The organism is Microbacterium enclense, from assembly GCF_001456955.1.
Lineage (GTDB): Bacteria > Actinomycetota > Actinomycetes > Actinomycetales > Microbacteriaceae > Microbacterium > Microbacterium enclense.
In genome coordinates, this window is the sequence record NZ_KQ758473.1 from 25,956 (window position 1) to 52,441 (window position 26,486).

The 26,486-nt window shown below is 70.6% G+C and carries 22 protein-coding genes; 9 read left to right on the top strand and 13 right to left on the bottom strand.

Features of this window, described 5'->3' with window-relative positions; genetic code table 11:
* Positions 1-34: 34 nt before the first annotated feature.
* Positions 35-1,327, top strand: coding sequence for a glycosyltransferase family 2 protein (locus tag AS029_RS13485; protein ID WP_058233125.1), 1,293 nt, complete (start codon positions 35-37; stop codon positions 1,325-1,327).
* On the opposite strand, the gene AS029_RS13490 is transcribed toward AS029_RS13485, so the two are convergent.
* The 7 genes from AS029_RS13490 to tkt all read right to left on the bottom strand — a co-directional run bounded on the left by AS029_RS13490 (position 1,292) and on the right by tkt (position 12,212).
* Entirely contained in the window at positions 1,292-3,883 is a 2,592-nt protein-coding gene (locus tag AS029_RS13490) for a helix-turn-helix transcriptional regulator (protein ID WP_058233126.1), read from the bottom strand. The genes AS029_RS13485 and AS029_RS13490 overlap by 36 nt on opposite strands.
* Positions 3,884-4,064: 181 nt before the next feature.
* Positions 4,065-4,856: a 6-phosphogluconolactonase gene (pgl, locus tag AS029_RS13495; protein WP_058233127.1), complete on the bottom strand. Its 792-nt coding sequence runs from the start codon at positions 4,854-4,856 to the stop codon at positions 4,065-4,067.
* Positions 4,853-5,800 carry a glucose-6-phosphate dehydrogenase assembly protein OpcA gene (locus tag AS029_RS13500; RefSeq protein WP_058233261.1) on the bottom strand — a complete coding sequence of 316 codons (948 nt, stop codon included), beginning with the start codon at positions 5,798-5,800 and terminating at the stop codon, positions 4,853-4,855. Before AS029_RS13500 ends, pgl begins: the two co-directional genes overlap by 4 nt.
* A complete protein-coding gene (gene zwf, locus AS029_RS13505) occupies positions 5,797-7,347 on the bottom strand; it encodes a glucose-6-phosphate dehydrogenase (protein WP_058233128.1) in 1,551 nt (516 codons plus the stop codon). The genes AS029_RS13500 and zwf overlap by 4 nt, the downstream gene beginning before the upstream one ends.
* Positions 7,348-7,350: 3 nt before the next feature.
* On the bottom strand, positions 7,351-8,976 hold the full coding sequence (locus tag AS029_RS13510; protein WP_058233129.1) for a glucose-6-phosphate isomerase: 1,626 nt from the start codon (positions 8,974-8,976) through the stop codon (positions 7,351-7,353).
* Complete coding sequence (gene tal, locus AS029_RS13515) at positions 8,973-10,094, bottom strand: transaldolase (RefSeq protein ID WP_058233130.1); 1,122 nt, start codon at positions 10,092-10,094, stop codon at positions 8,973-8,975. Before tal ends, AS029_RS13510 begins: the two co-directional genes overlap by 4 nt.
* Before the next feature lie 18 nt (positions 10,095-10,112).
* Positions 10,113-12,212, bottom strand: coding sequence for a transketolase (gene tkt, locus AS029_RS13520; protein ID WP_058233262.1), 2,100 nt, complete (start codon positions 12,210-12,212; stop codon positions 10,113-10,115).
* A 225-nt stretch (positions 12,213-12,437) separates the two neighbouring features.
* Here tkt and AS029_RS13525 point away from each other — a divergent pair, with 225 nt between their 5' ends.
* Positions 12,438-13,364, top strand: coding sequence for a heme o synthase (locus AS029_RS13525; RefSeq protein ID WP_058233131.1), 927 nt, complete (start codon positions 12,438-12,440; stop codon positions 13,362-13,364).
* 504 nt (positions 13,365-13,868) lie between these two features.
* On the opposite strand, the gene AS029_RS13530 is transcribed toward AS029_RS13525, so the two are convergent.
* Both AS029_RS13530 and AS029_RS13535 read right to left on the bottom strand, forming a co-directional pair.
* A complete protein-coding gene (locus tag AS029_RS13530; protein ID WP_058233132.1) occupies positions 13,869-14,342 on the bottom strand; it encodes a hypothetical protein in 474 nt (157 codons plus the stop codon).
* A gap of 201 nt (positions 14,343-14,543) precedes the next feature.
* A complete protein-coding gene (locus AS029_RS13535) occupies positions 14,544-15,530 on the bottom strand; it encodes a COX15/CtaA family protein (protein WP_058233133.1) in 987 nt (328 codons plus the stop codon).
* A gap of 258 nt (positions 15,531-15,788) precedes the next feature.
* Here AS029_RS13535 and sufB point away from each other — a divergent pair, with 258 nt between their 5' ends.
* The 7 genes from sufB (at position 15,789) to AS029_RS13570 (ending at position 22,232) form a co-directional block, all read left to right on the top strand.
* Positions 15,789-17,207, top strand: coding sequence for a Fe-S cluster assembly protein SufB (gene sufB / locus AS029_RS13540; protein WP_058233263.1), 1,419 nt, complete (start codon positions 15,789-15,791; stop codon positions 17,205-17,207).
* On the top strand, positions 17,208-18,398 hold the full coding sequence (sufD, locus tag AS029_RS13545) for a Fe-S cluster assembly protein SufD (protein ID WP_058233134.1): 1,191 nt from the start codon (positions 17,208-17,210) through the stop codon (positions 18,396-18,398).
* Complete coding sequence (locus AS029_RS13550; RefSeq protein ID WP_058233135.1) at positions 18,395-18,724, top strand: non-heme iron oxygenase ferredoxin subunit; 330 nt, start codon at positions 18,395-18,397, stop codon at positions 18,722-18,724. Before sufD ends, AS029_RS13550 begins: the two co-directional genes overlap by 4 nt.
* A gap of 38 nt (positions 18,725-18,762) precedes the next feature.
* On the top strand, positions 18,763-19,533 hold the full coding sequence (gene sufC / locus AS029_RS13555) for a Fe-S cluster assembly ATPase SufC (RefSeq protein WP_058233136.1): 771 nt from the start codon (positions 18,763-18,765) through the stop codon (positions 19,531-19,533).
* Positions 19,534-19,542: 9 nt separating this feature from the next.
* Positions 19,543-19,872, top strand: a complete 330-nt coding sequence (locus tag AS029_RS13560) for a metal-sulfur cluster assembly factor (protein ID WP_013586729.1) — start codon at positions 19,543-19,545, stop codon at positions 19,870-19,872.
* A gap of 191 nt (positions 19,873-20,063) precedes the next feature.
* The gene (locus AS029_RS13565) at positions 20,064-21,287 is read left to right on the top strand and encodes a MalY/PatB family protein (protein WP_058233137.1); all 1,224 of its coding nucleotides are present in this window, start codon (positions 20,064-20,066) and stop codon (positions 21,285-21,287) included.
* 15 nt (positions 21,288-21,302) lie between these two features.
* The gene (locus tag AS029_RS13570; RefSeq protein ID WP_058233138.1) at positions 21,303-22,232 is read left to right on the top strand and encodes a siderophore-interacting protein; all 930 of its coding nucleotides are present in this window, start codon (positions 21,303-21,305) and stop codon (positions 22,230-22,232) included.
* 196 nt (positions 22,233-22,428) lie between these two features.
* Here AS029_RS13570 and AS029_RS13575 read toward each other — a convergent pair whose 3' ends face one another.
* The 4 genes from AS029_RS13575 to AS029_RS13590 are packed head-to-tail and all read right to left on the bottom strand — an operon-like array spanning position 22,429 to position 26,429.
* Positions 22,429-23,265, bottom strand: coding sequence for an ABC transporter ATP-binding protein (locus AS029_RS13575; protein ID WP_058233139.1), 837 nt, complete (start codon positions 23,263-23,265; stop codon positions 22,429-22,431).
* Positions 23,262-24,323: a FecCD family ABC transporter permease gene (locus AS029_RS13580; RefSeq protein ID WP_058233140.1), complete on the bottom strand. Its 1,062-nt coding sequence runs from the start codon at positions 24,321-24,323 to the stop codon at positions 23,262-23,264. Before AS029_RS13580 ends, AS029_RS13575 begins: the two co-directional genes overlap by 4 nt.
* The gene (locus tag AS029_RS13585) at positions 24,320-25,366 is read right to left on the bottom strand and encodes a FecCD family ABC transporter permease (protein WP_058233141.1); all 1,047 of its coding nucleotides are present in this window, start codon (positions 25,364-25,366) and stop codon (positions 24,320-24,322) included. The genes AS029_RS13580 and AS029_RS13585 overlap by 4 nt, the downstream gene beginning before the upstream one ends.
* A gap of 25 nt (positions 25,367-25,391) precedes the next feature.
* The gene (locus AS029_RS13590; RefSeq protein WP_058233142.1) at positions 25,392-26,429 is read right to left on the bottom strand and encodes an iron-siderophore ABC transporter substrate-binding protein; all 1,038 of its coding nucleotides are present in this window, start codon (positions 26,427-26,429) and stop codon (positions 25,392-25,394) included.
* Positions 26,430-26,486: the final 57 nt, after the last annotated feature.

The window sequence follows — 26,486 nt, forward strand, 5'->3', positions numbered from 1 at the left end:
TCACCGTGCCGCCGCGCGAGCGGGGGAAGGGCGCGTGAACACGCTCGTCGTGCTCCTGATCGCGGCGTGCACGATCGGCGTCTCCACACTGGTGTGGGGGACGGCGGCACTGTGCCGTCTCGCCGCCGCGGGACGCGACGAGAGAGGGCTGCTGTCGCCGTCGATGTACTACCGGCCGGAGGAGGTCGCGGTGCTCATCGCCGCCCACGACGAGCAGCTCGTCATCGCGGACGCCGTCCGCGCCGCCCGCGCCCTCGTACCCGCCCGCAACGTCTTCGTGGTGTCGGACGGCTCCCGCGACGACACGGTGGGACGGGCGCGGGAGGCCGGCGCCACGGCGTGGGATCTCGTGCCCAACCGCGGCAAGGCGGGTGCGATCCGCGCAGGCCTCGCTCACTTCCGCATCGCCGAGCGCTTCCCGCTCCTGCTGCTGCTCGACGCCGACTCACGGCCTCGGCCCGATTACCTGCGCACGGGCCTGCCCCTGTTCACCGACGACGAGGTCGTGGCCGTGGCGGGGCGGGCGACCACCGCGACGGATGCCATGACGGGCGGCATGGGACGGTTCCTGACGTCGTACCGCGAGCGCACCTACGTCTTCACCCAGTACGTGCACAAGTTCGGTCAGGCCGCGCGTGCCGCCGACGCCGTGGCGATCGTGCCCGGATTCGCCAGCATGTACCGCACCGACGTGCTCGACCGCATCGACATCGATGCCCCCGGCCTGTCGATCGAGGACTTCAACATGACCTTCGAGGTGCACGCGAAGAGGCTGGGGCGCATCGCGTTCCGTCCGGACTGCGCCATCGCCGAGACCCAGGACCCGGCGATCTTCCGCGACTACTCGGCGCAGATGCGGCGCTGGAGTCTCGGCTTCTGGCAGACCGTCCGACGCCACGGCCCGCGGCGCGGACTGTTCTGGTCGTCGGTGGGCGTGTTCGCTCTCGAGACCGTGGTGTCCAGTCTCGTGCTCGCCGCGATCCTGCCCGTGCTGCTCGTCGGAGCGGTGGCGGCGCTGGCGAGTATCGTGCTCGCCGGCGAGGCGGCCGCGACGGCGGCAGCCGTCGCCGGCTCCCTGCCCGCCATCCCGCTCGCCATCGGCTTCCTGGCGGCGGATACGGCGATGACAATGTTCGTGTGCGCGGTGTCGCGCACGCGTCCGCGCGTCTGGATGCTGCTGTACCCGCTGATGCGCGTGTGGGACGCCCTGCTGTGCCTGCGTGCACTGCTCGCAGCGCTCGGACGTCCCTCCGACGGGCGGTGGCGGAGCCCCGATCGACGGGCGGCGCTGTCACCCGCCTCTCACTCCACCGCCGGCGGTCGCTGAGGCCGGGCGCACGGCATCCCGGCTCTCCACGCGTGACGCGCCGTGCAGAAGCGCGACCAGCTGGACGCGCGAGCTCACGCCCAGCTTGCGATAGATGCCGGTCAGGCGCAGCTCCACGGTGCGGAGCGAGATGAACAGGGATGCCGCGATCTCACGGTTGCGCATGCCACGCCCCACGAGGGCGACGACCTCGCGTTCCTGCGCCGTGAGGGCACGACTCTTCCCGGTCGGCCGCGACGGCGGGGCCGGGAGCGGGGGCTCGTCCGACGGCAGGCACCTCTCGCGCGCCGCCGCCAGGCGGATGCGCTCGTACGGCGCATCGTCGGTGCGCAGGAACGCCTGCGCCGCCCGGAACGCGGCAGCTCCCTCGACATCGCTGCGGCACACCGCTCGCGATCGGGAGACGGCGAGGGCCGTCCAGCGGCGGGGGCTGCGCTGCGACGCCGCCTCGAGACGGGCGAGCCTAGCGCGCGCCTCGCCGCGCATACCGCTCAGCCAGAGCGCCTCGATGAGGTCGGGGTCGGCGCGCAGCAGCGAGGGGTCGTCGCCGGGGACGGCGTCCTTCGCGGCGCGGAGGGCGGCGACGGCCTCGTCGAACCGGCCTTCCGCGAGTGCCGATCCGCCCTCGATCACCGCGAACCACGGCAACAGCGTCGGGGTCCCTTCGCGTCGACACAGGTCGCGCCCCTCTCTCACGAGATCGGTCGGGCCCGGACCGGCCGGATCGAGCGCGGCGGCACTCGCCAGCACGAGGATGTTCGCCAGGTCGGGTGCCCGCCCGGGAACCCATTCGCGCCGCCAGTCCGCGACGGCCTCGCGCGCGGCGGCCGGATCGCCGCCGCGTGCCTCCGTCGTCACGAGGAGGCACCCCAATTGGTCGCGCCAGAACGGCGCGAGACGCGGCGTCTGTTCGAGAAGCGCCCGGATGCGTCGGCGGACGAGCGCGTACTCCTCGCGCATGATGCCGACGCTCAGCTCGACCAGGGTCTCCTCGAGAGAGGCCGGACGAGCGCCGATCGCGGGACCGACCCCGGTGTCCACGGTCACGGGGAGCACGACGTCGGCTCCGAGCTCTTCGAGGAGCCGCGCGAACAGCGTGCTCTCGACGGAGGCCAGACCCTTCTCCAACGCCGATTCGAGCAGTGTCCGCGCTCGGGCCGCTTCGCCGCGCCAGAGATGCAGCCGTGCACTCTCGCAGATGATGCGTTCCGCGGCGCGAGGGTCCTCGAGCTCCGCGGCGACGTGCAGCATCGTCTCGTCGACGACGTGATCGGTGGCCGCCGTCGCGCGCAGCCAGGCGAGCGCCGCCCGCGCGCGCACGGTGGGCTCGCACGACGTTCCGGCACGCCGCAGGTAGTAGCGCGCCTGCACGTCGTCGCCCTGGAGCACGAGCGCTTCGCCGAGATCGACGAGGAGCCGGCAGCGCGCGCCGGCGTCGAGCGGGCCGGCCAGGGCGCGTTCGGCGAACTCGACCGCCGCGGACGGCTCTCCGCTCTGGGCCAGGTCGACCGCGGCGACGAGCAGACGCTCGCGGTCGGCGGTGGGGTCGGCGAAACTCTCATGCCAGAGCACGGTCGCCGGGTAGGCGCCCGCGTGCTCGGCCGCGGCGCGCGCGTGCAGCCGATGACGCTCGTCGACACTCAGGGCGCTGAGATGTCGCAGGCGGCGCGCGGGATCCGAGATGCGGGCGAGTTCGCCGTGGACGTCGACCAGACCGTCGTCGATGAGCGTCTCGACCTCGACACCGAAAGACGCCGCCGCCGCGCGCAAACGGTCATGGCCGAACACGGGAGCCACCGACAGCAGATCCATCACCGTCGCGATCGCCGGGTCGCGCAGGTGCGGCTCCCCGGGTGCACGCCCGCGGGCGTCGTCGTCAGTCAGGCGCAGGGGGAACGGAAGGGGAACGTCGCCCACGGTCTCGCAGGGCGTGAGGCGCACGCGGGAGAGGAGGCCGGGGTGACCTCCGGTGCTCGCCACGACGCTGCGGAGGACGGCGGGGGCTGTATGCGCGCCCAGCACCGCGCGGCCGAGTTCGAGGGATTCCTCGAACGACAGCCGTCCGATCACCTCCCGCCGCATCCCGGCGAAAGGGGCGCGCCCGCCCATCGACCCCGAGGTCGCGATCACGTGCAGACCCGTTCCGCGAAGGCGGCCCACGACATAGGAGATCACCGTGACGCTCGCGCCGTCGAGCTGGTCGATGTCGTCGATGACGACGACATCGGGCTCGTCGCGCACGAGGTGCAGCGTGCGGCTGAGCTGTTCCGCGAGGAGATGCTCGGGCCAATCCCGCCCGCGCTCCAGCAGGGCGTCGACGGCCACCCGGCGTTCTCCGCCCAAGCCCGCCGCAACGGCCGACAGCCCCGAGTACGGCCACATGCGTTCGCTCGGATTGGCCACCACGACGACGGCACCATGATCTTCGGCGATGCGGGAGGCCAGCGCCGACTTCCCCACACCCGGTTCGCCGATGAACAGGCAGGCGCCACCGTCCGCGGACCCGATCACGTCGTCGGCGATCCGGTTCTCGCGTGCGCGACCGAAAAATAGCATCCGGACGCTCCTCTTGCGTCAGCCGGAGCCGGGATACGCGATCCCTCCCCGGTCCAGATGCCCCCCATAGCCAACGTAAGCCGCGATTCCCGTGGTGACAAGGGTGCTGCCCCCGCTCCGCGCAGCACGACAGAGGGGGCCCGGATGCCGTCGGCATCCGGGCCCCCTGGGGATCACTCGATCAGTACTCCCGATCGATGAGTTGCGGTGGCACCTGATCGGCGGCGATCTCGTCGACGAAGAACGCCGTGCGACGGCGCCCCTTGGCGCCGGCGGCGGGCACGCTCTGATAGCTCGCCCCGGCGAGGGCGAGACCGAGGGCGGCGGCCTTGTCGGCACCGGCGATGACCATCCACACGCGCTTGGAACTGTTGATGACGGGGCGCGTCAGCGACACCCGCTCGCTCGGCGGTTTCGGCGACTCGCGCACCGGCACGGTCGCCCGGTCGGTCACCGAGATCTCGGGACGATCGGGGAACAGCGAGGCGATGTGCGCGTCCGGGCCGACGCCCAGGAAGCAGATGTCGAACGACGGCCACGGCCCGGTCTCGCTGCGGTCCGACGGCGCGAACTGCGCGAGTTCGTCGGCGTACGCGATCGCCGCGGCATCCAGGTCGACCCCGTCTTCGCTCGAGGCGACGGCGTGGACGTTCTCGGCGGGTACGGCGAGGTGGTCGAGGAACGCCTCGCGCGCCTGCTTCTCGTTGCGGTCGTCGCTGTCGCGCGGCACGAACCTCTCGTCACCGAACCAGAAGTGCACGAGCGACCAGTCGACGTCGTCGACGCGCTCGTCGCGCGCGGCCGCCCGCAGCACCGCGCCGCCCATCGTGCCGCCGGTGAGGCAGATGTGCATGCGCTTGCCCTCGGCGACCCGCTTGACGATGCGGTTCATGAACCGCGTCGCGACGTACTCGGCCAGCGTGTCCGCGTCGCGCTTGATGATGACGCGCTTGGCGGCGCCGCCGTCGCTCATGACCCGCTCTTCTCGCTCGCCGCGTGCAGCAGGTCGTGCCCGGCGGTGATGACGCGACCGTAGAGCAGGTCGGGGTCGAGCCGGCGCAGCTCCTCGGCCAGGCACTCGCGCAGCGTCCGCCGCGGGAAGGCGAGGTCGTGAGTGGGCTGACCGGGCTGGCTGAGGACCGCCACGCCCGCCTCGGGACGCTCGAGCAACGTGTCACCGCTCGCGCGGGTGAGACGCACCGACTTGATGCCGCTGGCCCACTCGTCAGCGGGGAGGTACGCGTAGTCGACGGGGGCTTCCAGCTTCATCCCGAGCCAGGCCGCCAGCAGCGCCGTCGAGGGCGAATCCGATGCGCCGCGCACCTCGATGGCGGTGACGGGCTCGTACGGCGGCTGATCGAGCACCGCCGCGAGCTGCTCGCGCCAGCGGGTCACGCGGGTCCACGCGAAATCGGTGTCGCCGGGGGAGTAGTGCTCTCCCAGCTGCGAGACCCACGCGGCCGGGTCGGCCTGCGACGAGGCGTCGGTGATGCGACGCTGGGCGATGCGGCCGATGGCGGAGCGCGCCGGGTCGGCCGGAGCCTCGGCGGGCCACCACGCGACGACCGGGGCGTCGGGCAGCAGGAGCCCCGTGACGAGGCTCTCGGCGTTGGAGCCCGCGGCGCCGTGGGCGCGCAGCACCACGACCTCGCTCGCGCCGGCGTCGCCGCCCACGCGGATCTGCGCGTCGAGTCGCGGCGCTTCGTCTTCGTCGCCGAACAGCACGGCGATGACGCGCATCGGGTGCTCGCGCGACGCGTCGTTCGCGGCTTCGATGACCTCTTCTTCGGCACCGTGGTGGGTGACGATGATGAGCGTCAGCACGCGCCCGAGGGCGACCGCGCCGCCCTCTTCGCGGACGCTGACGAGCTTCTTCGAGATCGCGCTGACGGTGGTGTCGGGCAGGTCGATGATCACGGGCGCCTCCACGTGCGGCCATCGCGGGCCAGGAGCTCGTCGGCGGATGCCGGCCCCCACGACCCGGGCGAATACTGTTCGAGCGGACCGCCCTCGGCGGCCCAGAACTCCTCGATCGGGTCGAGGATCTTCCAGCTGAGCTCGACCTCCTCGTGCCGCGGGAACAGCGGCGGGTCGCCGAGCAGCACGTCGAGGATGAGGCGCTCGTAGGCCTCGGGGCTGGCCTCGGTGAAGGCGTGCCCGTAGCCGAAGTCCATGGTCACGTCGCGCACCTGGGTGCCGTCGCCGGGGACCTTCGAGCCGAAGCGGATCGTCACGCCCTCGTCGGGCTGCACGCGGATGACGAGCGCGTTCTGCCCCAGCTCCTGCGTCTGGCTCTGCGAGAACAGCTGCTGCGGCGCACGCTTGAAGACCACGGCCACCTCGGTGACGCGGCGACCGAGGCGCTTTCCACTGCGCACGTAGAAAGGCACACCCGACCAGCGGCGCGTGTTGATCTCGAGCTTGATCGCCGCGTACGTCTCGGTGACCGACTCGGGGTTCATGCCGTCTTCCTCGAGGAAGCCGAGCACCTGCTCGCCGCCCTGCCAGCCGCCGGCGTACTGACCGCGAGCCGTCGCCTCGGCGAGGTTCTCGGGCACGCGTACCGCGGCGAGCACCTTCTCCTTCTCGGCGCGGAGGTCGGCGGCGTTGAAGCTGATGGGCTCCTCCATCGCCGTGAGAGCGAGCAGCTGCAGGAGGTGGTTCTGGATGACGTCGCGCGCCGCCCCGATCCCGTCGTAGTAGCCCGCGCGACCGCCCACGCCGATGTCTTCGGCCATCGTGATCTGCACGTGGTCGACGTAGTTGCGGTTCCAGATCGGCTCGTACAGCTCGTTGGCGAAACGCAGCGCGAGGATGTTCTGCACCGTCTCTTTGCCGAGGTAGTGGTCGATGCGGAAGATCGAGTCGGCGGGGAAGGCGCTCTCGACGACCTCGTTCAGCTCGCGGGCGGAGGCGAGGTCGTGACCGAACGGCTTCTCGATGACGACGCGGCGCCAGCCGGTCGTGTCGTCGGCCGAGTCGCCGACCAGCCCCGACGCCTTGAGCTGGGTCGTGACGAGCGGGAAGGCCTTCGGCGGGATCGACAGGTAGTACGCGTGGTTGCCCATCGTGCCGCGCTCGGTGTCGAGTTTGTCGACCGTGTCGCGCAGGCGCTGGAAGGCCTCGGGGTCGTCGAACTCGCCCTGCACGAAGCGGATGCCCTGCAGCAGCTCCTTCCACGTCTCCTCGCGGAATTCCGTGCGCGCGTACTTCTTGACCGAGTCGTACACGACCTCGGCGAAGTCCTGGTCCTCCCAGTCGCGGCGCGCGAAGCCGACCAGGGCGAACCCCGGGGGCAGCAGACCGCGGTTGGCGAGGTCGTAGACCGCCGGCATGAGCTTTTTGCGCGAGAGGTCGCCGGTGACGCCGAAGATCACGAGGGCGCTGGGCCCCGCGATCCGGCTCAAACGGCGATCCTCGGGATCGCGCAGGGGATTGTGACCCGGTGTGATCTCTACGACCATGTCTTACTGTGCCGCCTCGAAGAGTGAGAGCACCTCGGCCTGCGGGTCGGTCAGCGTCAGCGTGACGACGGGACGGCCGTGACCGTCCGCCAGCACGCTCGCGTCTCCCGCGGCCTGTGCCTGGATGAGTTGTCCGAACGTGAACGGTCGACCGGGGATCTCGAGGTCGACGTCGGTGCGTTCGAGGATCTGAAGGAAGACGCCGGTGGCGGGTCCTCCCTTGTGGTACTGGCCCGTGGAGTGCAGGAACCGGGGACCCCAACCGAAGGTGACGGGGCGACCGGCGTCAGCGGCCACGAGCTCGCGAAGGCCCGCGAGCTGAGGGAGCTCGAGGCGGTTCACGTAGGCCTGGATGCCGACGTAGCCATCGGCCGGGACCCGCGCGTACAGCGCCGCGAGCACGCTCGCGACGGTGCCGCCGGCGGCGAGGGACGGGTCGGATACGCGCACCTCGACGCCGTCGGCGACGAACGCCGGGGCGGTGGGGGCGGGTTGCGCGTCGAGGAGACCGCGGGCGGCCGCCTTCGCCGACTCGACGTCGGGCTGGTTGAAGGGGTCGATGCCGAGCAGTCGTCCCGCGATCGCGGTGGCGTACTCCCACACGACGAACTGCGCGCCCAGCGAACCGCTGACCAGCACCTCGTCGGTGTGACGCTCGAACAGGTGGAACGCGTGCGCGTCGTCGACGAAGCGCACGACCTGCAGGTCGTCGGGCTTCGCCTCCAGTTCGGGCGAGACCGGCAGCAGCACGACGGGCAGGATGCCGGAGCCGTCCTTGCCCGTCGACTCGGCGACGAGCTGTTCGATCCAGTCGGGCAGACCCACGATGTGGGTGCCGTCTGTAACGAGGCCGAGCTTGTCCCGACGCCGCGCACCCCCGCCGGCGATCGCGGCCGCCAAGACCAGCGCGGGGTTGTCCGGCGAATCGATCGCGACCTCGAGCAGGGTGGCATCCGCCTCGTCGAGCAGCTCGTCGATGTCGACGCCCGCGAGACCCGTGGGCACCAGGCCGAAGGCGGTGAGCGCCGAATAGCGGCCGCCCACCTCGGGGTCGGCCGTGAAGACGCGGTAGCCGTCGGCGCGCGCGGACGACTCGAGCGGCGAGCCGGGGTCGGTCACGACGACGATGCGGTCTGCGGGATCGATGCCGAGATCGCGGAACGCGGCCTCGAAGGCGCGCTTCGCGGAATCGGTTTCGATGGTCGAACCGGACTTGCTCGACACGACCAGCACGGTCTGCGCGAGCCCGCCGGTCTCGGCGTCGCCGTCGATTGCGGCGAGCACCTGCGCGGGGGCGGTCGAGTCGAGGATGACCAGCGGCACGCCGGCCGTCTGGGCGATGACCTCGGGCGCGAGCGACGAGCCGCCCATCCCCGCGAGAACGACGCGGGTCACGCCCTGCGCGACCAGCTGGTCGCGCAGGGCGGTGATCTCGGGCACGAGCGGGCGCGAGACGGAGACCGCCCGCACCCACCCGAGACGACGAGACGCCTCGTCTTCTGCGGCCGGGCCCCACAGGCTCGCGTCGCCGGCGGTGATGCCCGACGCGATCAGCGAGCCGGTCAGGCCCGGCAGCTCGGTCTCGACGACCGAGCCGACGTGGCCCGTGACCTTGACCGCGAAGCTCACTTCGCGGCCTGGGCGCTTCCGGCCTCGAGAGCGGTCTTGACCGTGTCCTGCAGCTCGTGCCACGAGGCGATGAACTTCTCGACGCCCTCGTCTTCGAGCGTCTGCGTCGCGTCGGCGACGTCGACGCCCGCGGCGGCGAGGCGGGCGAAGACCTGGTGCGCGTCGGCGTAGGCGCCGGTGACCGTGTCACCCGTGATGACAGCGTGGTCGAACGTGGCCTCGAGCGTCTTCTCCGGCATGGTGTTGACGGTGCCGGGGGCGACGAGCTCGGTCACGTAGAGCGTGTCGGGCAGCGCGGGGTCCTTGACACCGGTCGAGGCCCACAGCGGACGCTGGACGGTGGCGCCGGCATCCAGCAGCTTCTTGGCGCGGTCCTCACCGAACTTCTTCTCGTACAGCTCGTAGGCCAGGCGCGCGTTGGCGATGCCCGCCTTGCCCTTGAGCTCGGCGGCCTCGTCGGTGCCGAGGGCGGCGAGACGCTTGTCGATCTCGGTGTCGACGCGCGACACGAAGAACGAGGCGACCGACTGCAGGGTCGAGATGTCGTGACCGGCGGCCTGCGCCTTCTCGACACCCGCGAGGTACGCGTCGATGACCTCTTCGTAGCGCTCGAGGCTGAAGATGAGTGTGACGTTGACCGAGATGCCCGCACCGATCACCTCGGTGATCGCGGGCAGGCCGGCCTTGGTCGCGGGGATCTTGATGAGGACGTTCTTGCGGTCCACGCGGGCCGAGAGGTCCTTGGCCTGTGCGACGGTGCCCTCGGTGTCGTGCGCGAGGTCGGGGGAGACCTCGATCGACACGCGGCCGTCGACGCCGTTCGTCGCCTCGAAGACGGGCAGGAAGATGTCGCACGCGTCGCGGACGTCGTCGGTAGTGATCGAGAAGATCGCCTCGTCGACATCGGCGCCGGCGGCGGCCAGTTCCTTGACCTGGCCCTCATAGGCCTCGCCCTTCGACAGGGCACCGGCGAAGATCGTCGGGTTGGTGGTGACGCCCGAGACGTCGCGAGCCTCGATGAGCTCGGCGAGGTTGCCGGACTGGATGCGCTGACGCGACAGGTCGTCGAGCCAGATGCTGACGCCGGCGGCGGCGAGGTCGGCGGTGGGAGTGCTCATGTCGTTAATCTCCTCGGGTTACTTCTTCGCCGCGGCGAGCGAGTCGCGCGCAGCCTCGACGACGGCCTCGGCCGTGATGCCGAACTTCTGGAACAGGGTCTTGTAGTCGGCCGACGCACCGAAGTGGTCGATGGCGACCGAGCGGCCGGCGTCGCCGACGATGCCGGCCCAGCTGAGGGCGGAGCCCGCCTCGACCGACACGCGGGCCTTGACCGACGACGGCAGCACCGACTCGCGGTAGGCCTCGTCTTGCTCGGCGAACCACTCGAGCGACGGAGCCGACACCACGCGCGCCTGCACGCCCTCGGCGGCGAGGGTCTCGCGGGCCTGCACGGCCAGCTGCACCTCGGACCCGGTGGCGATCAGGATGACGTCGGGCTCGCCGCCCGCGGCCTCGGCCAGCACGTAGGCGCCCTTGACGGCGCCCTCGGCGGAGGCGAACTCGTCACCGGATGCCGCGCCCTCGCCGCGGGCGAAGACGGGGATGTTCTGACGGGTCAGTGCGATACCGGCGGGGCCGGCGGTGCGACGCAGCATCTCGAGCCACACGACGCTGGTCTCGTTGGCATCCGCGGGACGCACCAGGGCGAAGTTCGGGATGGCGCGGAGGGTGGCCAGCTGCTCGATGGGCTGGTGCGTGGGGCCGTCTTCGCCGAGGGCGACGGAGTCGTGCGTCCAGACGAAGATGGTCGGGATGTTCATCAGGGCGGCCAGACGCACCGGCGGGCGCATGTAGTCGCTGAAGATGAGGAACGTGCCGCCGAACGGACGGGTGGGTCCGTGCAGGACGATGCCGTTGAGGATCGCGCCCATCGCGTGCTCGCGGATGCCGAAGTGCAGCACGCGGCCGTAGGGGTCGCCGGACCACTCGTGCGTCGACCACGACGAGGGGATGAAGCTCTTGGCATCCTTGATCGTCGTGAGGTTCGACTCGGCGAGGTCGGCCGACCCGCCCCAGAGCTCGGGAAGCTCGGCGGCCAGGGCGTTGATGACGGTGCCGCTGGCGGCGCGAGTGGAGACGTCCTTGCCGGCCTCAAAGGCGGGGAGGGCGTCGGCGATGTCGGCGGGGAGCTCGCGGGCCTGCAGACGGTCCCACAGCTGCTTGCGCTCGGGGTGGGCCTCGGCCCACGCGTCGAACTTCTGCTGCCAGGCGGCCTTCTCGGCCTCGCCGCGCTCGACGAGCTGGCGGGTGTGGGCGATGACGTCGTCGGCGACGGCGAAGTGCTGCTCGGGGTCGAAGCCGAGCACCTCCTTGGTGGCCTTGAGCTCGTCGGCGCCGAGGGCGGAGCCGTGGATCTTGCCGGAGTTCTGCTTGCCGGGGGAGGGCCAGCCGATGATCGTCTTGAGGATGATGAGCGAGGGCTTGCTCGTCTCGCCCTTGGCCGCCTCGATCGCGGCGTGCAGCTCGGCGACGTCTTCGACGTACTCGCCGGTCTTCTTCCAGTCGACCGTCTGCACCTGCCAGCCGTACGACTCGTAGCGCTTGGCCACGTCTTCGGTGAAGGCGACGTTGGTGTCGTCTTCGATGGAGATCTGGTTGGAGTCGTAGATCGCGATGAGGTTGCCGAGCTCCTGGTGGCCCGCGAGCGAGGAGGCCTCGCTCGTCACACCCTCCTGGAGGTCGCCGTCACCGGCGATGACGTACACGAAGTGGTCGAACGGGCTCTCGCCGGCAGGGGTCTCGGCGTCGAAGAGGCCGCGCTCGTAGCGGGCGGCGTAGGCGAAGCCGACGGAGGAGGCCAGGCCCTGACCCAGCGGGCCGGTCGTGATCTCGACGCCGTCGGTGTGGCCGTACTCGGGGTGGCCGGGGGTGAGGGAGCCCCACGTGCGCAGCGCCTCGAGGTCCTTCAGCTCGAGGCCGAAGCCGCCGAGGTAGAGCTGGACGTACTGCGTCAGCGAGGAGTGACCCGCCGACAGGATGAAGCGGTCGCGGCCGGGCCAGTGCGTGTCGGCCGGGTCGTGGTGCAGCACCCGCTGGTACAGCAGGTACGCGGCGGGGGCCAGCGACATCGCCGTACCCGGGTGACCATTGCCCACCTTCTCGACGGCATCCGCCGCCAGAATGCGGGCGGTGTCCACCGCGCGCCGATCGATCTCATCCCATTCGAAGTCCGACAAAACGGTGCCTCTCTCGATCTGCGCCCGTTCACGTCCGACGTCCGCGCTCACCACCGTAGGAGTGGGAGGGGGGTGGGGGTGTCGTCGCGGGGCGCGCGTTCATCGTCAGCATAGCGAGATCGCCGCGGCCCCGTGGTGATCGTGACGGGGGTCGACAGGCGGCCGGGCGTGTGGTGCGGATGGCATAGAATCGGTGAGGATCTTTACGCGCTACCCCGGGGGACGATGGACATCTCGACGACGTCGCACGTCACTGCGACGACCGATCGCCGCTCCGTCGGACGCACCGTTCGGGCCTATGTCGCCCTGACGAAGCCGCGCGTCCTCGAACTGCTGCTGGTGACCACCGTTCCGGTGATGATCCTGGCGCAGGGCGGTCTGCCCGACCTGTGGCTCATCTTCGCCACGGTGATCGGCGGTTCGCTGAGCGCCGGTTCGGCGGCGGCGTTCAACATGTACCTCGACCGCGACATCGACGCGCACATGCAGCGCACCGAGAACCGCCCGCTGGTCACCGGCGAGGTCTCGCCGCGCGGCGCCCTCGTCTTCGCGTGGACGCTCGCCGCCGTCTCGACGGTGTGGCTCTGGGCCTTCACGAACCCGCTCGCCGCGGGCCTGTCGGCCGGGGCAATCTTCTTCTACGTCGTGATCTACACGATGATCCTCAAGCGCCGCACCGAGCAGAACATCGTGTGGGGCGGCATCGCGGGCTGCTTCCCGGTGCTCATCGGCTGGTCCGCCGTCACGGGGTCGCTCTCGTGGGCGCCGTTCATCCTCTTCGCGCTCGTCTTCCTGTGGACGCCGCCGCACTACTGGCCGCTGTCGATGAAGTACGCCGCACAGTACGAAGAGGTCGACGTGCCCATGCTCGGCGCGACCCGCAGCGGTTCGCAGGTCGGCCTGCAGGTCATCCTCTACGCGTGGGCGACGGTGGCCTGCTCGCTGCTGCTCATCCCGGTCGCGTCCATGGGCCTCGTGTACAGCGTGTCGGCCCTGGTGTTCGGCGGGTGGTTCATCTACGAATCGCACCGTCTCTATTCTCGCGCGGTGCGCGGTGGGGAGCCCCGCCCGATGCGCGTGTTCCATGCGTCCATCACGTACCTCACGCTGCTCTTCGTCGCGATCGCCGTCGACCCGCTGCTGCCGTTCTGAGCTGATCCGCGAGCGCCCGTCCCCTCCTCGGGGCGGGCGCTTTCCCGTTCGGCGTCGTTTCCTGGCGGTGAGGGTGGACGCCGTCGAGATTCCGGATGCCACGCGCCGCCGCGCGCCGCCTCGGGGAGCGGAGGAGATTTCGTGACGGGAGGGTCGGGGCCGCGGCATCCCTCCTCCGCTCCGCGATTACCCTCCCGCCGACACTGGGTGCGGCGGAACGAGCCTCGGGGCGGCTCGCGCAGAGCGGAGGAGATTTCGTGACGGGAGGACCGGGGCCGCGGCATCCCCCTCCGCTCCGCAGTTTCTCCTCCCGCCGGCCGGTGTCGCGACGCCCCGCGGGGGCACGCTCGGCAGCGGAGGAGATTTCGTGACGGGAGGACCGGGGCCGCGGCATCCCCCCTCCGCTTTGCGATTCCCCTCCCGCCGGAGGGCGCCGCGACCGACGAGCGGGAACGGGAAAGCGCCCGCCCCGACGGATCGGGGCGGGCGCTGTGGCATTCCGGATCAGCGACGCGTGGTGTCGTCTCCCGCGTCGAGCCGGGGCTCGTCGTGGCGCGCGGCGGCCGCCTGCGGCGGGGCCGTCGCGGTCGACGGGGTCTCGATGTCGGCATCCTCCACGGCCAGGGGAGCGGCGGGGGCGAACGGAGCCGCGACGGGCTCGGGAGCCGTCTCGTCGTCGCTGTTCCAGTCGATGGTCTCGACGGCGACGTCGGGGCGGTGGGTCAGCGCGCTGGCGGCGGCGAGGGCCAGCACGGCCACGATGCCGATGGCGCCGGCGCCGAGGACGGCGGCGCCGACGACGACCCAGGACTGGCCGACGTAGACCTGCACGACGGTGGCGTTCGGGTCGTTGAGGACCTGCTCCATCGCGTTGATCCCGTTCAGGACGATCGCGAGTCCGCCGACGATGGCAGCCAGGGATGCGACGACGAGCACCCAGAACGGGATGCTGGTCAGCAGACGGGGACGAGTCTTCATGGGGAGTACTCCTTGTCGTTCCGACCCGGGGGAGTCGGACAGCGTCACCCGACGCGGTGGCATCGGGTGGGTCACGGGCGGTGGTCACCCGGAACATCAGCTTGGCTCACCCGCCCTGACCGCTCCTAGGGGTCGCCGATGAATACTCTATGAGCGTATAAGGGCGTCGCGCGCCGTCCGGGCGCGGGACACGTCGCGTCGTCAGCCGCGGGCCGACGCCGTTTCCCGGGCACGAGCCTGCGTGCTCGCTGCGGTGGGCTGCTTCAGACGCAGCACCACCACGGTCATGGTCGCGGCGGCCAGCGCGGCGAGCACCATGTGCGTGCCGACGGCGATCTCGGGCAGTCCGTTGCGGGCCTGGTAGAGACCGACGGCGATCTGCACGAGCTCGACGGCCAGCAGTGCGGTCGCCCACCGGCGCACCTCGAGGCGAAGCCTCCAGGCCGCGATGACGACGACGAGGGTGAGGGCGAACAGCGCGTACCCGGGCCACGCGTGCACGTGCTCGAGCACCTCGGCATTGAAGCCGTTGCGCACCGACGCCTCGTCGCCGGAGTGGGGGCCGGCGCCCGTGGTGAGCACGCCGAACACGATGGTCAGCGCCAGCACGGCCGTGGTCGCGTGCACGAGACCGGCGAACCAGCGGGGAGCGGCGAGCGAGCGGGGCCCGGCGGGCTGATACATGCGCACAAGGAACGCGGCGCACACCGCCACGAGCGAGACCGAGGCGACGTAGTGGAAGCCGACGATGAAGGGGTTCAGGCCCGTCAGCACGGTGATGCCGCCGACGACGGCCTGCGCGACGATGCCCACCAGCACGACGAGCGAGAGCACGAAGAGCACGCGGCGCTCGTGACGCATGCGCCACACCAGCACGACGACGGCCAGGGCGAGGATGCCCACGAGCCCGGTCAAGGTGCGGTTGCCGAACTCGATGATGCCGTGGATGCCCATCTCGGGGGTGTTCACGAGCGAGTCGGGGGTGCAGCGGGGCCAGGTCGGGCATCCGAGCCCCGACCCGGTCAGACGCACGGCGCCGCCGGTGCCGATGATGAGCACCTCGGCGACGAACGACAGCCAGGCGAACACGCGCACGCGCCGGTCGACGTCGGCGGGCAGCCACGCGGTGACGCGCTGCAGGGGCGCCGGAACACGTGACGGGGCGGTGGGGGACGAGGCGGAGGGCATGCGTGCGGCTTCCTGGCGTCGAGGCGGCCCCGGCGTACCCGGCGTGCGGGGGAGCGGTGCTGCCATGCCGGGAGCGGGTGTTGCCTGTAGAATCGAAGGGTCCGGGTGCAGCGCTCACGCGATCCGCACCACAGACAGTCTAGGCGCGCAGCCAGCGCCTTCGAGCGGGCCCACCAGCGACATTCCTGGGACTTCGTCCGGAGTCCGGAATGCCGGGGCGGATGACACCGTTGGAGCCCGAGAAGGAGAGTGATCACCATGTCCGATGTCCTCATCGACCGACCCGAGCTCGAGAGCCTGGGGCAATACGAGTTCGGCTGGCACGACACCGATGCCGCCGGCGCGATCGCGCAGCGCGGGATCAACGAGGACGTCGTGCGCGGCATCTCCTCGCTGAAGTCCGAGCCGGAGTGGATGCTGAAGACGCGCCTCAAGGGCTACCAGCTCTTCGGCCGCAAGCCCATGCCGACCTGGGGCGCCGATCTCAGCGAGATCGACTTCGACAACATCAAGTACTTCGTGCGGTCCACCGAGAAGCAGGCGCAGACCTGGGAAGACCTCCCGGAAGAGATCCGCAACACCTACGAGAAGCTCGGAATCCCCGAGGCCGAGCGCCAGCGCCTCGTCGCCGGCGTCGCCGCGCAGTACGAGTCCGAGGTGGTCTACCACCAGATCCGCGAAGACCTCGAGCAGCAGGGTGTCATCTTCATGGACACCGACACGGCGCTGCGCGAGCACCCCGAGTTCTTCGAGGAGTACTTCGGCACCGTCATCCCCGCGGGCGACAACAAGTTCGCGGCGCTGAACACGGCGGTGTGGTCGGGCGGCTCGTTCGTCTACGTCCCCAAGGGCGTGCACGTCGAGATCCCGCTGCAGGCGTACTTCCGCATCAACACCGAGAACATGGGCCAGTTCGAGCGGACCCTGATCATCGCCGACGAAGACAGCTACGTGCACTACATCGAGGGCTGCACCGCCCCGATCTACAAGAGCGACTCGCTGCACTCGGCCGTTGTCGAGATCATCGTGAAGAAGAACGCCCGCGTGCGCTACACGACGATCCAGAACTGGTCGAACAACGTCTACAACCTCGTCACCAAGCGCGCGGTCGCCCACGAGGGCGCCACCATGGAGTGGGTCGACGGCAACATCGGCTCCAAGGTGACGATGAAGTACCCCTCCATCTACCTGATGGGCGAGCACGCCAAGGGCGAGACCCTGTCGGTCGCCTTCGCCGGCCCCGGTCAGCACCAGGACGCCGGCGCGAAGATGATCCACATGGCGCCGTACACGCAGTCGTCGATCGTGTCGAAGTCGATCGCCCGCGGCGGCGGTCGCGCCGGGTACCGCGGCGAGGTGCGAGTGGATGCCAACGCGCACCACTCCGCCAACACGGTGCGCTGCGACGCGCTGCTGGTCGACACCATCTCGCGCAGCGACACGTACCCCGCCATCGACATCCGCGTCGACGACGTGCAGCTCGGCCACGAAGCCACCGTCTCGAAGGTCAGCGAGGAGCAGCTCTTCTACCTGCAGTCGCGCGGCCTGCCCGAAGACGAGGCCATGGCCATGATCGTCCGCGGTTTCATCGAGCCCATCGCGCGGGAGCTCCCCATGGAGTACGCGCTCGAACTGAACAAGCTCATCGAGATGGGCATGGAAGGCAGTGTTGGTTAAGTGACGACTGCGACGCAGACCCCCGCAGCCGCCGAAGGTCATATCGACCCGGCCGCCCTCGTGGCATCCGTCGTTCCGGTGCAGACGCGCTCGGAGCGGGCGACCTCGTTCGATCCGGCCGACTTCGGCCTGCCGACCGGCCGTGAGGTCAACTGGAAGCTCAGCCCGATCGACCGGCTCGCGCCGTTGTTCGCCGACGAGGCCGGCCCGACCGGTGTCATGCGCGTCGAGGTCGAGGCCCCGGCCGAGCTCCAGCAGTCGCGCCTCGGCGCCGGTGACGCCCCGCGCGGCGAGCACTTCCGCCCCGAAGACCTGCCCGCCGCCCTGGCCTGGACCCACGAGAGCGAGGCGCCGCTGCTGCGGATCCCCGCGAACGTCGAGCTCGACGCACCCGTCGTCGTGCGGCTCACCGGTACCGGCGGCCTCGCGCACGCCCACGTGGTGATCGAGGCGCAGGCGAACTCGCGGGGCACCGTCGTGCTGCGTCACGAGGGCACGGCCCAGCACGCGCAGAACGTCGAGATCATCGTGCGCGACGGCGCCGACCTCACGGTCGTGTCGGTGCAGAAGTGGGACGACGACGCGATCCACGCCTCCGCCCACCAGGCCCGTGTCGACCGCGACGCCAAGCTGACGCACGTCGTGGTCAGCTTCGGCGGCGGCGTCGTGCGTGTCAACCCGTCGGTGGAGCTCGCGGGCGCCGGATCCGAGGGGCGCCTGTACGGCCTGTCGTTCTCCGACGCCGGCCAGCACCTCGAGTCGCAGGTGTACCTGCACCACAAGGGACCGCACACGGTCGGCGACGTGCTCTACAAGGGCGCCCTGCAGGGCGCCAGCGCGCGCAGCGTCTGGATCGGCGACGTGCTCATCGGGCCGGATGCCACGGGCACCGACTCCTACGAGGCCAACCGCAACCTCGTGCTCACCGACGGCGCTCGCGCCGACTCGATCCCGAACCTCGAGATCGAGACCGGCGACATCCAGGGAGCGGGTCACGCCAGCGCCACGGGGCGCTTCGACGACGAGCAGCTGTTCTACTTGCAGGCCCGCGGCATCGCCGAAGACGAGGCGCGACGCCTGGTTGTGCTCGGCTTCCTGAGCGAGATCGTGCAGCGCATCGGCATCCCCGAGCTCGAGACCGAGCTGACCGAGGCGATCGAGCGCGAGCTGGCCGAGGGGGCAGCCGCGTGAGCGCGTCCCGCGCCTGCGCGCTGAGCGACCTCGTGCAAGACGAAGCGCACCGCGTCGAGATCGACGGTGTTGCGATCGCCGTCGTGCTCGACGGCAACGGCGATGTGCACGCGATCGGCGACGTCTGCACGCACGGCGACATCTCGCTGTCGGACGGCTTCGTCGAGGGCGAGACGCTGGAGTGCTGGGCGCACGGCTCGGCGTTCTCGCTCAAGACCGGTCGCCCCCTCAACCTCCCGGCCTTCGAGCCGGTGCCCGTGTACGAGGTCGTGATCGACGGAGACGACGTGCTCATCGATCCGTCCGTCACCAAGGCGACGGCCTGAGCCTCGCCCCCACGACCCAGACTTACGTAAGGAACCCCATGTCTGTCCTCGAGATCCGCGACCTCCACGTGACGGTCGAGACGGAGAACGGTACGACCCCGATCCTCAACGGTGTGACGCTGACGCTGCGCACCGGCGAGACCCATGCCATCATGGGCCCCAACGGCTCCGGCAAGTCGACCCTGGCGTACACGATCGCCGGCCACCCCAAGTACACCGTCACGAGCGGCTCGATCACCCTCGACGGTGAAGACGTGCTCGAGATGAGCGTCGACGAGCGCGCCCGCGCCGGTCTCTTCCTCGCGATGCAGTACCCGGTCGAGATCCCCGGCGTCACCGTCACGAACTTCCTGCGCACGGCCAAGACGGCGATCGACGGCGAGGCGCCGGCGATCCGCAGCTGGACCAAGGACGTCAAGGGCGCCATGCAGAACCTGCGCATGGACGCGAAGTTCGCCGCGCGCAACGTCAACGAGGGCTTCTCGGGCGGCGAGAAGAAGCGCCACGAGATCCTGCAGCTCGAACTCCTCAAGCCGAAGATCGCCGTGCTCGACGAGACCGACTCGGGTCTCGACGTCGACGCGCTGAAGATCGTGTCGGAGGGCGTGAACCGCGCCAAGGAGCAGACCGACCTCGGTGTGCTGCTGATCACGCACTACACCCGCATCCTGCGCTACATCCGTCCCGACTTCGTTCACGTCGTGGTCAAGGGCAAGATCGTCGAAGAGGGCGGGCCCGAGCTCGCCGACCGTCTCGAGGAAGAGGGTTACGACCGTTTCCTCGAGGCCGGTACGCCGGTCGACGCGTAAGATCGTTACATGACCGCAACCCTCGCGCCCGAGAAGTACGACGAGGTCACCGAGGCCCTGAAAGACGTCATGGACCCCGAACTGGGGATCAACGTCGTCGATCTGGGACTCATCTACGACCTCGCGTGGGATGACGAGAACGACGCCCTCGTCATCCACATGACCTTGACGTCGGCCGGCTGCCCGCTGACCGACGTGCTCGAAGAGCAGACGGCTCAGGCCCTCGACAACGTCGTGGACCGCTTCCGCATCAACTGGGTGTGGATGCCGCCGTGGGGTCCCGAGCGGATCACCGACGACGGCCGCGACATGATGCGCGCCCTCGGCTTCGCGATCTGAGAGCTCTCACCGAACGCCCGCCCCTCGAGGGGCGGGCGTTGGTCGTCCACCGGCGGGGAGACGTGGCATTCTGCGGGGCGGTGACGCAGGGAGTGCCGCCACGTGGCTCTGTCGGGCGTGACTCGCCGCTCGTGTTTCGCTGTCTGACGCCATGATGCGGCGCCATCCGCGGCCCTCAATAGGCTTTGCGGATGAGCGTTTCCCCTCTGCAGGCCCTTCCGCTCGAGCTCCTCCGTCAGCGTACGAGCACGAAGTGGCGCTCGTACGGTGACGACGTCATCCCCATGTTCGTGGCCGAGACCGACTTCGCCCTCGCGCCCGCGATCACCGCGGCGCTGCAGCGCGCCGTCGAGATCGGCGACACGGGATACACCCCGCCGCGGCCGGGAATCGACCTCGACTTCGCCGACTACGCCCAGCGCCGGTGGGGCTGGCGGCCCGATCCGGCGAAGATCCGGTGGACGGGTGACGTCATGATGGGCGTCGTGGAAGTGCTGCGCGCGGTCACATCGCCCGGCGATCGTGTGGTCGTGACACCGCCCGTGTACCCGCCGTTCTACGACACGGTGGAGGAGGCGGGTGCCGTGGTCGAGCGGGTGCCGCTCCTCGACCACGGCGACCGGTGGAGTCTCGACCTCGACGGCATCGAACGGGCGTTGGCCGACGGCGCGCGGTCGGTGCTGCTGTGCAATCCGCACAACCCGACCGGCACGGTGCACGCCCGGGAGTCGCTCGCCGCCCTCGCGCGCCTCGCGCACCGTTACGGTGCCACGGTCGTCAGCGACGAGATCCACGCGCCCCTCACGCACGCGCCCGCCGTGTTCACCCCGTTCCTGGATGCCGCGCCCGAGGCGGCGGCGGTCGGGTACACCGTGACGAGCGCGAGCAAGACCTACAACCTCGCCGGCCTGAAGTGCGCCGTGATCGTGACCGGCTCCGAGGAGACGGCCGCGGTGGTGCGGGCCCTGCCGTGGGAGGTCGAGTGGCGCGCCGGGCTGTTCGGCGTCATCGCGAACCGCGCAGCGTTCGCACCCGACAGCGACCAGTGGCTCGAGGGGCTGCTGGCGGCGCTCGATCACAACCGCCGGTTGCTGGCCGACCTGCTGACCGAGCACCTGCCGCTCGCCCGGTACCGGATTCCGGATGCCGGCTTCCTCGCGTGGGTCGACGTCTCGGCGTACGGGTGGGGCGACAATCCCGCCCCGTTCATCCGCCGCGAGGCGAAGGTCGCGCTGCACCACGGACCGCTCTTCGGCGAAGAAGGCGTGGGACACGTGCGCATCAACGTCGGGTGCGACCCGGAGGTGCTGCGCGACGCGATCGAGCGGATCGGTCGTCTGGCGGTGGCCACCGATGCCGACGCGGGCGGATCGTCCATCGTCGAGACGTCGCTCGTGGCATCCGAAGATAGGTAAGGGTATCCTTATCGAGTGATCACCGCCACGCGCCCCGCCTACCGCCCGTACGTCGCGACGGTGAAGGCCGCGCAGCGGCTGTCGCCGCACTTCGTGCGCGTGACGTTCACGTCGCCCGACTTCGACGTCTTCGGCACCGATCGCCGTGATCAGCGCGTCAAGCTCGTGCTGCCCGGTGCCGACGGGCGCGTCTGCGACATCGGGCAGGACGATCCGGATGCCATCGCGAACGGCGAGTGGTACACCCGGTGGCGCGATCTACCCGATGAGGAGCGCATGCCGTTCCGCACCTACACCGTGCGACGCGTCGATCCCGAGGCCCTCGAGCTCGACATCGACTTCGTCGTGCACCATGACGCGGGTCCCGCGGGATCATGGGCGGAGGCGGCTGCCGCCGGCGATCATCTCGTCGTGGTCGGCCCCGACGCCCGCAGTCCCGAGTCGGCGCAGGGAATCGACTTCCACCCCGGCACGGCGCGCCGCATCCTGCTCGCCGGCGACGAGACCGCTGCTCCGGCGATCTGCGCCGTGCTCGAGGGGCTGGAGCCCGGCCTCGACGTCGATGCGTTCATCGAGGTGCCCACCGTCGACGACGCCCTGCCGGTTCGCAGCGGCGGAGGGCGCGTGCACTGGCTGGCACGTGAAGACCGGCCCCACGGCGAGGCGCTCATCGAGGCGGTCGAGGCGTGGACGACGGCATCCGCAGACGTGCTCGCGCGTGCGGCCGCGCCGCGTCCGCAGGTGCTCGAAGACATCGACCTCGATGTGGAGCTGCTCTGGGACAGCCCCGACGATGCAGAGGGCGAGTTCTACGCGTGGATCGCGGGGGAGTCCTCGACCGTCAAGCTGCTGCGCCGGATGCTGGTCTCGGGGTGCGGTGTCGACCGCGGTCGCGTGGCGTTCATGGGCTACTGGCGCGCGGGCCAGGTCGAACGCACGGCCTGACAGCGGCGCCCTGCAACGCATGACGAGAAGCCCCGGCCGCGGCCGGGGCTTCCGTCGTTGCTCGAGCGTGTCGGCTGGGGCTCCGCTGCGCGTGCAGGAGCGGCTGTGCACGCTCGTCTGGCCTGCGTGTGCACAGCCGTCCGTGCTCGCTCGTCACGGCTGCGTGTGCACAGCAGTCCGCGCTCGCTCGGTGGAGTTACCGGTGGGAGACCGTCTGCGCCTGCTCGGGCTCGGCGACGGTGTGATGGCGGCCGATGGGGATGACCATGGGTCGCCCGGTCAGCGGATCCGGAACCACGCGGCTGTCGAGGCCGAAGACGCGCCGCACCGTGTCTTCGGTGAGGACGTCGCCGGGGTCTCCGGCCGCGATGACCTGACCCTGCGCCATGGCGACGAGGTGGTCGGCGTAGCGGGCGGCGAGGTTGAGGTCGTGCAGCACCATCGCCACGGTGGTGCCCCGCTCGCGGTTGAGGTCGGTCAGCAGATCGAGCACGTCGATCTGGTGGCTGATGTCGAGGAACGTCGTGGGCTCGTCGAGGAGCAGCACGTCGGTCTCCTGCGCGAGCGCCATAGCGATCCACACGCGCTGTCGCTGTCCGCCGCTGAGTTCGTCGACCGGACGATCGGCCAGGTGCGTGACGTCGGTCGCCTCGAGGGCCCGGGCGACCGCGGCGTCGTCGGCGCTCGTCCACCGCGAGAGGGCGCCCTGATGCGGGTGGCGGCCGCGGCTGACGAGGTCGGACACGGCGATACCGTCGGGGGCGATCGGCGACTGCGGCAGCAGACCGAGCACACGGGCCACCTGCTTGGTGGGCAGGCGGTGGATGGCCTTGCCGTCGAGGAGCACCTGACCGGACGAGGGGGTGAGCAGCCGCGCCATCGCCTTCAACAGCGTCGACTTGCCGCAGGCGTTGGCGCCGACGATCGCCGTGACCCGGCCCGCGGGGACGCGGAGGTCGAGGGAGTCGACGATGGTTCGGTCGCCGTACCCGAGGGTGACGCCCTCGGCCGCCAGGGATCGCTCGATGGTCATAGCGTGGTACCTCCGGATCGACTGCTCCGCACGAGCAGGTAGATGAGATAGGGAGCGCCCAGCACGCCCGTGATGACGCCCACCGGCAGCCGCGTGCCGAAGGCGAACTGCGCGCAGTAGTCGGCCACGAGCACGAGGAGCGCTCCGACGAGGCCCGCCGGCAGCACGGGCGAGCCGACCGGGCCGAGAAGGCGCACGGCGATGGGGCCGGCGAGGAACGAGACGAAGGCGATGGGGCCGGCGGCGGCCGTGCCGAAGGCGAGCAGACCGACTGCCGCGACGATGAGCAGCACGCGACTGCGCTCGACCGGGAGGCCGACGGCCGCGGCGGTCTCGTCGCCCATGCGCAGGATCTCGAGGCGTCGGGCGAGCACCAGCAGGACGGGTGCGAGCACGATCACCGCTCCCGCCACGGGCAGGGCGCGGTCCCAGGTGGCGTCGTTGAGGTTGCCGGTGATCCAGCGCATCGCCGCGGGGAGGTCCCACTCGGCCGCGCGCGAGATCACGTACGAGACGACGGCCTGGCACATGGCGGCGACGCCGATGCCCACGAGGATGAGGCGTGCCCCGGAGCCGCCCTTGCGGTAGGCGAGCAGGTAGATGGACAGCGCCACGGTGAGGGCGGCGGCCATGGCCATGACCGACACCGCGGTCTCGCCGACGCCGAGCACGACGATGCCGATGACGGCCGCCGCGCTGGCGCCGGTGTTGATGCCGATGACGTCGGGGCTCGCTAGGGCGTTGCGGAGCATCGACTGGAAGACGACCCCGCCCATTCCGAAGCACAGACCCGTCAGCAGGCCCGTGACGGCGCGCGGCAGGCGCAGCTCGCCGACGGTGAAGGAGGCGCCGGGCACGCGTTGACCGGTCAGCACGCCCCAGACCTCGGCGGGGGAGTAGATGGTTTGCCCGAGCATGAGGGAGAGGGCGAAGGCGGTCACGACCGCCGCGGCCAGGATGCCGGTGACCGTCACCCATCGCGCACGACGGCGGCGGCGACCCGCGCGAACGAGCGCGAGAGCATCGACGGCAGACGTCGAGAGGATGCCGGCGCTCACAGGGCCCTCATCTTCTGACGGCGCACGAGGGCGATGAAGAAGGGCGCCCCGAGGAGCGCGGTGACGATGCCGACCTCGATCTCTTCGGGGCGCGCGATGACGCGGCCGACGACGTCGGAGATCGTCAGCAGGATGGCGCCGCCGGCGGCGGACACGGGCAGCAGCCAGCGGTGATCGACGCCGACGATGAGCCGGCAGATGTGGGGGACGACGAGACCGACGAAACCGATCGGACCGGCGACGGCGGTGGCCGCGCCGCACAGGACGACCGCTCCCGCCGATGCGGTCAGGCGTGCGGTGCGCACGCGGGCCCCCAGACCCGCGGCGAGCTCGTCGCCGAGGGCGAGGGTGTTCAGCGCCGAGGCGCTGAGCAGGCAGATCACGAAGCCCACCACGAGGAAGGGGAGCACCTGACCGATCGTGTCGGGGGTCGCCCCGCCGACGCCGCCCACCTGCCAGAAGCGGAAGACGCTCATCACGTTGATGCGGGGCAGCAGGATGGCGCTGATCAGCGAGCTGAACGCGACCGCGGTGACCGCGCCGGCCAGGGCGAGCCGAAGAGGCGTGGGCCCCCCGCGGCCGAGCGAGCCGATCGCGTAGACGAAGACGGCGGCGGCGCCCGCGCCGATCATGCCGGTCCAGATGTAGCCGGAGGCGGAGCTGAGACCGAAGAAGGCGATGCCGGTGACGATGGCGAGCGACGCCCCGCCGTTGATCCCGAGGATCTGCGGGTCGGCGAGCGGGTTGCGGGTGGCTCCCTGGAGCACGGCCCCGGCGACCGCGAGAGCGGCTCCGACCAGCATGGCCAGGATCGTGCGAGGCACGCGCTTTCCCACGGCCGCGGCCGACGCGGTGTCGGTGGACCCGGTCAGGCCCGCCCAGATGTCGGCCGGGCCGACGTCGCGGGCGCCGAAGGTCACCGAGAGCACTCCGGCCAGGAGGAGGGTGGCCACGAGCACCACGAGCCAGAGCACGCGTCGCCGCCCCCGGGCACGCGAGCGCGTGACGCCGGGGGCGGTCGAGGCCGGAGCGAGAACGGTCATCGCACCGAGGAGTGCCGCTGCGGCATCAGGAGCCGGCCTTCTCCGAGGCGGCGCCGACGAGGTCGATGTACTCGTCGCCGTAGGACGTGCCGATCGACAGCGGGCTGGGGTTGGCGGCCGCGGCGATGGTGGTGTCGTCGGTCAGGGTCGCGAAGGCCCCGGCCTTGATGGCGGGGATGCGCGACCACAGCGGGTCGGCCTGCAGCTGAGCGAGCAGCTCGGGCGTGCCGTAGCCCACGATGACGTCGACGTCGGAGAAGGTCTCGATGTTCTCGGTGCTCTGGGTGAACCAGAAGGTCGCGGCGTCCTTGCTGGACTCCTCGACGGCCGACGACGGGGCGAGCCCGAGCTCGGTGAGGTACGCGGCGCGCGGGTCGAGCGTCGAGTAGTAGCCCAGCGTGCTGAGGTCGGTCGGGTCGAGGTAGGTGAAGAGCGTCTTCTTGCCGGCGAGCGCGGGGTACTTCGCGGACGCGTCGGTGACGTGCTTCTCGAGGTCGGCGATGAGCTGCTCAGCCTGGTCTTCGCGGCCCAGGGCCTTGGCATCCGTCAGGGTCATCTCCTGCCACGAGGTGCCCCAGGCCACCTCGGGGAAGGCCACGACGGGAGCGATCTTGCTGAGGGTGTCGTACTGCTCCTGCGTCATGCCGGAGTAGGCGCCGAGGATGACGTCGGGCTGGGCGTCGGCGATGGCCTCGTAGTCGAAGCCGTCCGTCTCGTCCATGAGCGTGGGGGTCTCGGCGCCGAGCTCGTCGAGCTTGTCCTTGACCCAGGGGAGCAGGCCGTCGCCGTCTTCGTCGCCCCACGTGACCTTGGGCATGGCGACCGGCACGACGCCGAGGGCGAGGGCGGCCTCCTGGTTGCCCCAGCTGACGGTGACGACGCGCTCGGGCTGCGCCTCGATGGTGGTCTCGCCGAAGGCGTGGTCGATCGTCACCGGGAACGAACCCCCGGCGGCATCCGACGAGCCCTCCTGGGCGCCCGGGGCGGCGGAGGTGCCGGCGCAGCCGGTGAGGACGAGGGCGGAACCGACGGCGAGGGCCGCCAGAGCGCGGAATCGGGACACGAAGAGCCTCCTGCGTGTTAGGTAAGGATAGGCTTAGTTTAGGTCAGGCATCGGGTG

Coding starts and splice junctions, on each gene's coding strand:
- AS029_RS13490 (WP_058233126.1), bottom strand. CDS start 3,883: ATGCTATTTTTCGGTCGCGCACGCGAGAACCGGATCGCCGACGACGTG.
- pgl (WP_058233127.1), bottom strand. CDS start 4,856: ATGAGCGACGGCGGCGCCGCCAAGCGCGTCATCATCAAGCGCGACGCG.
- zwf (WP_058233128.1), bottom strand. CDS start 7,347: ATGGTCGTAGAGATCACACCGGGTCACAATCCCCTGCGCGATCCCGAG.
- tal (WP_058233130.1), bottom strand. CDS start 10,094: ATGAGCACTCCCACCGCCGACCTCGCCGCCGCCGGCGTCAGCATCTGG.
- AS029_RS13525 (WP_058233131.1), top strand. CDS start 12,438: ATGGACATCTCGACGACGTCGCACGTCACTGCGACGACCGATCGCCGC.
- AS029_RS13530 (WP_058233132.1), bottom strand. CDS start 14,342: ATGAAGACTCGTCCCCGTCTGCTGACCAGCATCCCGTTCTGGGTGCTC.
- AS029_RS13535 (WP_058233133.1), bottom strand. CDS start 15,530: ATGCCCTCCGCCTCGTCCCCCACCGCCCCGTCACGTGTTCCGGCGCCC.
- sufB (WP_058233263.1), top strand. CDS start 15,789: ATGTCCGATGTCCTCATCGACCGACCCGAGCTCGAGAGCCTGGGGCAA.
- sufC (WP_058233136.1), top strand. CDS start 18,763: ATGTCTGTCCTCGAGATCCGCGACCTCCACGTGACGGTCGAGACGGAG.
- AS029_RS13560 (WP_013586729.1), top strand. CDS start 19,543: ATGACCGCAACCCTCGCGCCCGAGAAGTACGACGAGGTCACCGAGGCC.
- AS029_RS13565 (WP_058233137.1), top strand. CDS start 20,064: ATGAGCGTTTCCCCTCTGCAGGCCCTTCCGCTCGAGCTCCTCCGTCAG.
- AS029_RS13575 (WP_058233139.1), bottom strand. CDS start 23,265: ATGACCATCGAGCGATCCCTGGCGGCCGAGGGCGTCACCCTCGGGTAC.
- AS029_RS13585 (WP_058233141.1), bottom strand. CDS start 25,366: ATGACCGTTCTCGCTCCGGCCTCGACCGCCCCCGGCGTCACGCGCTCG.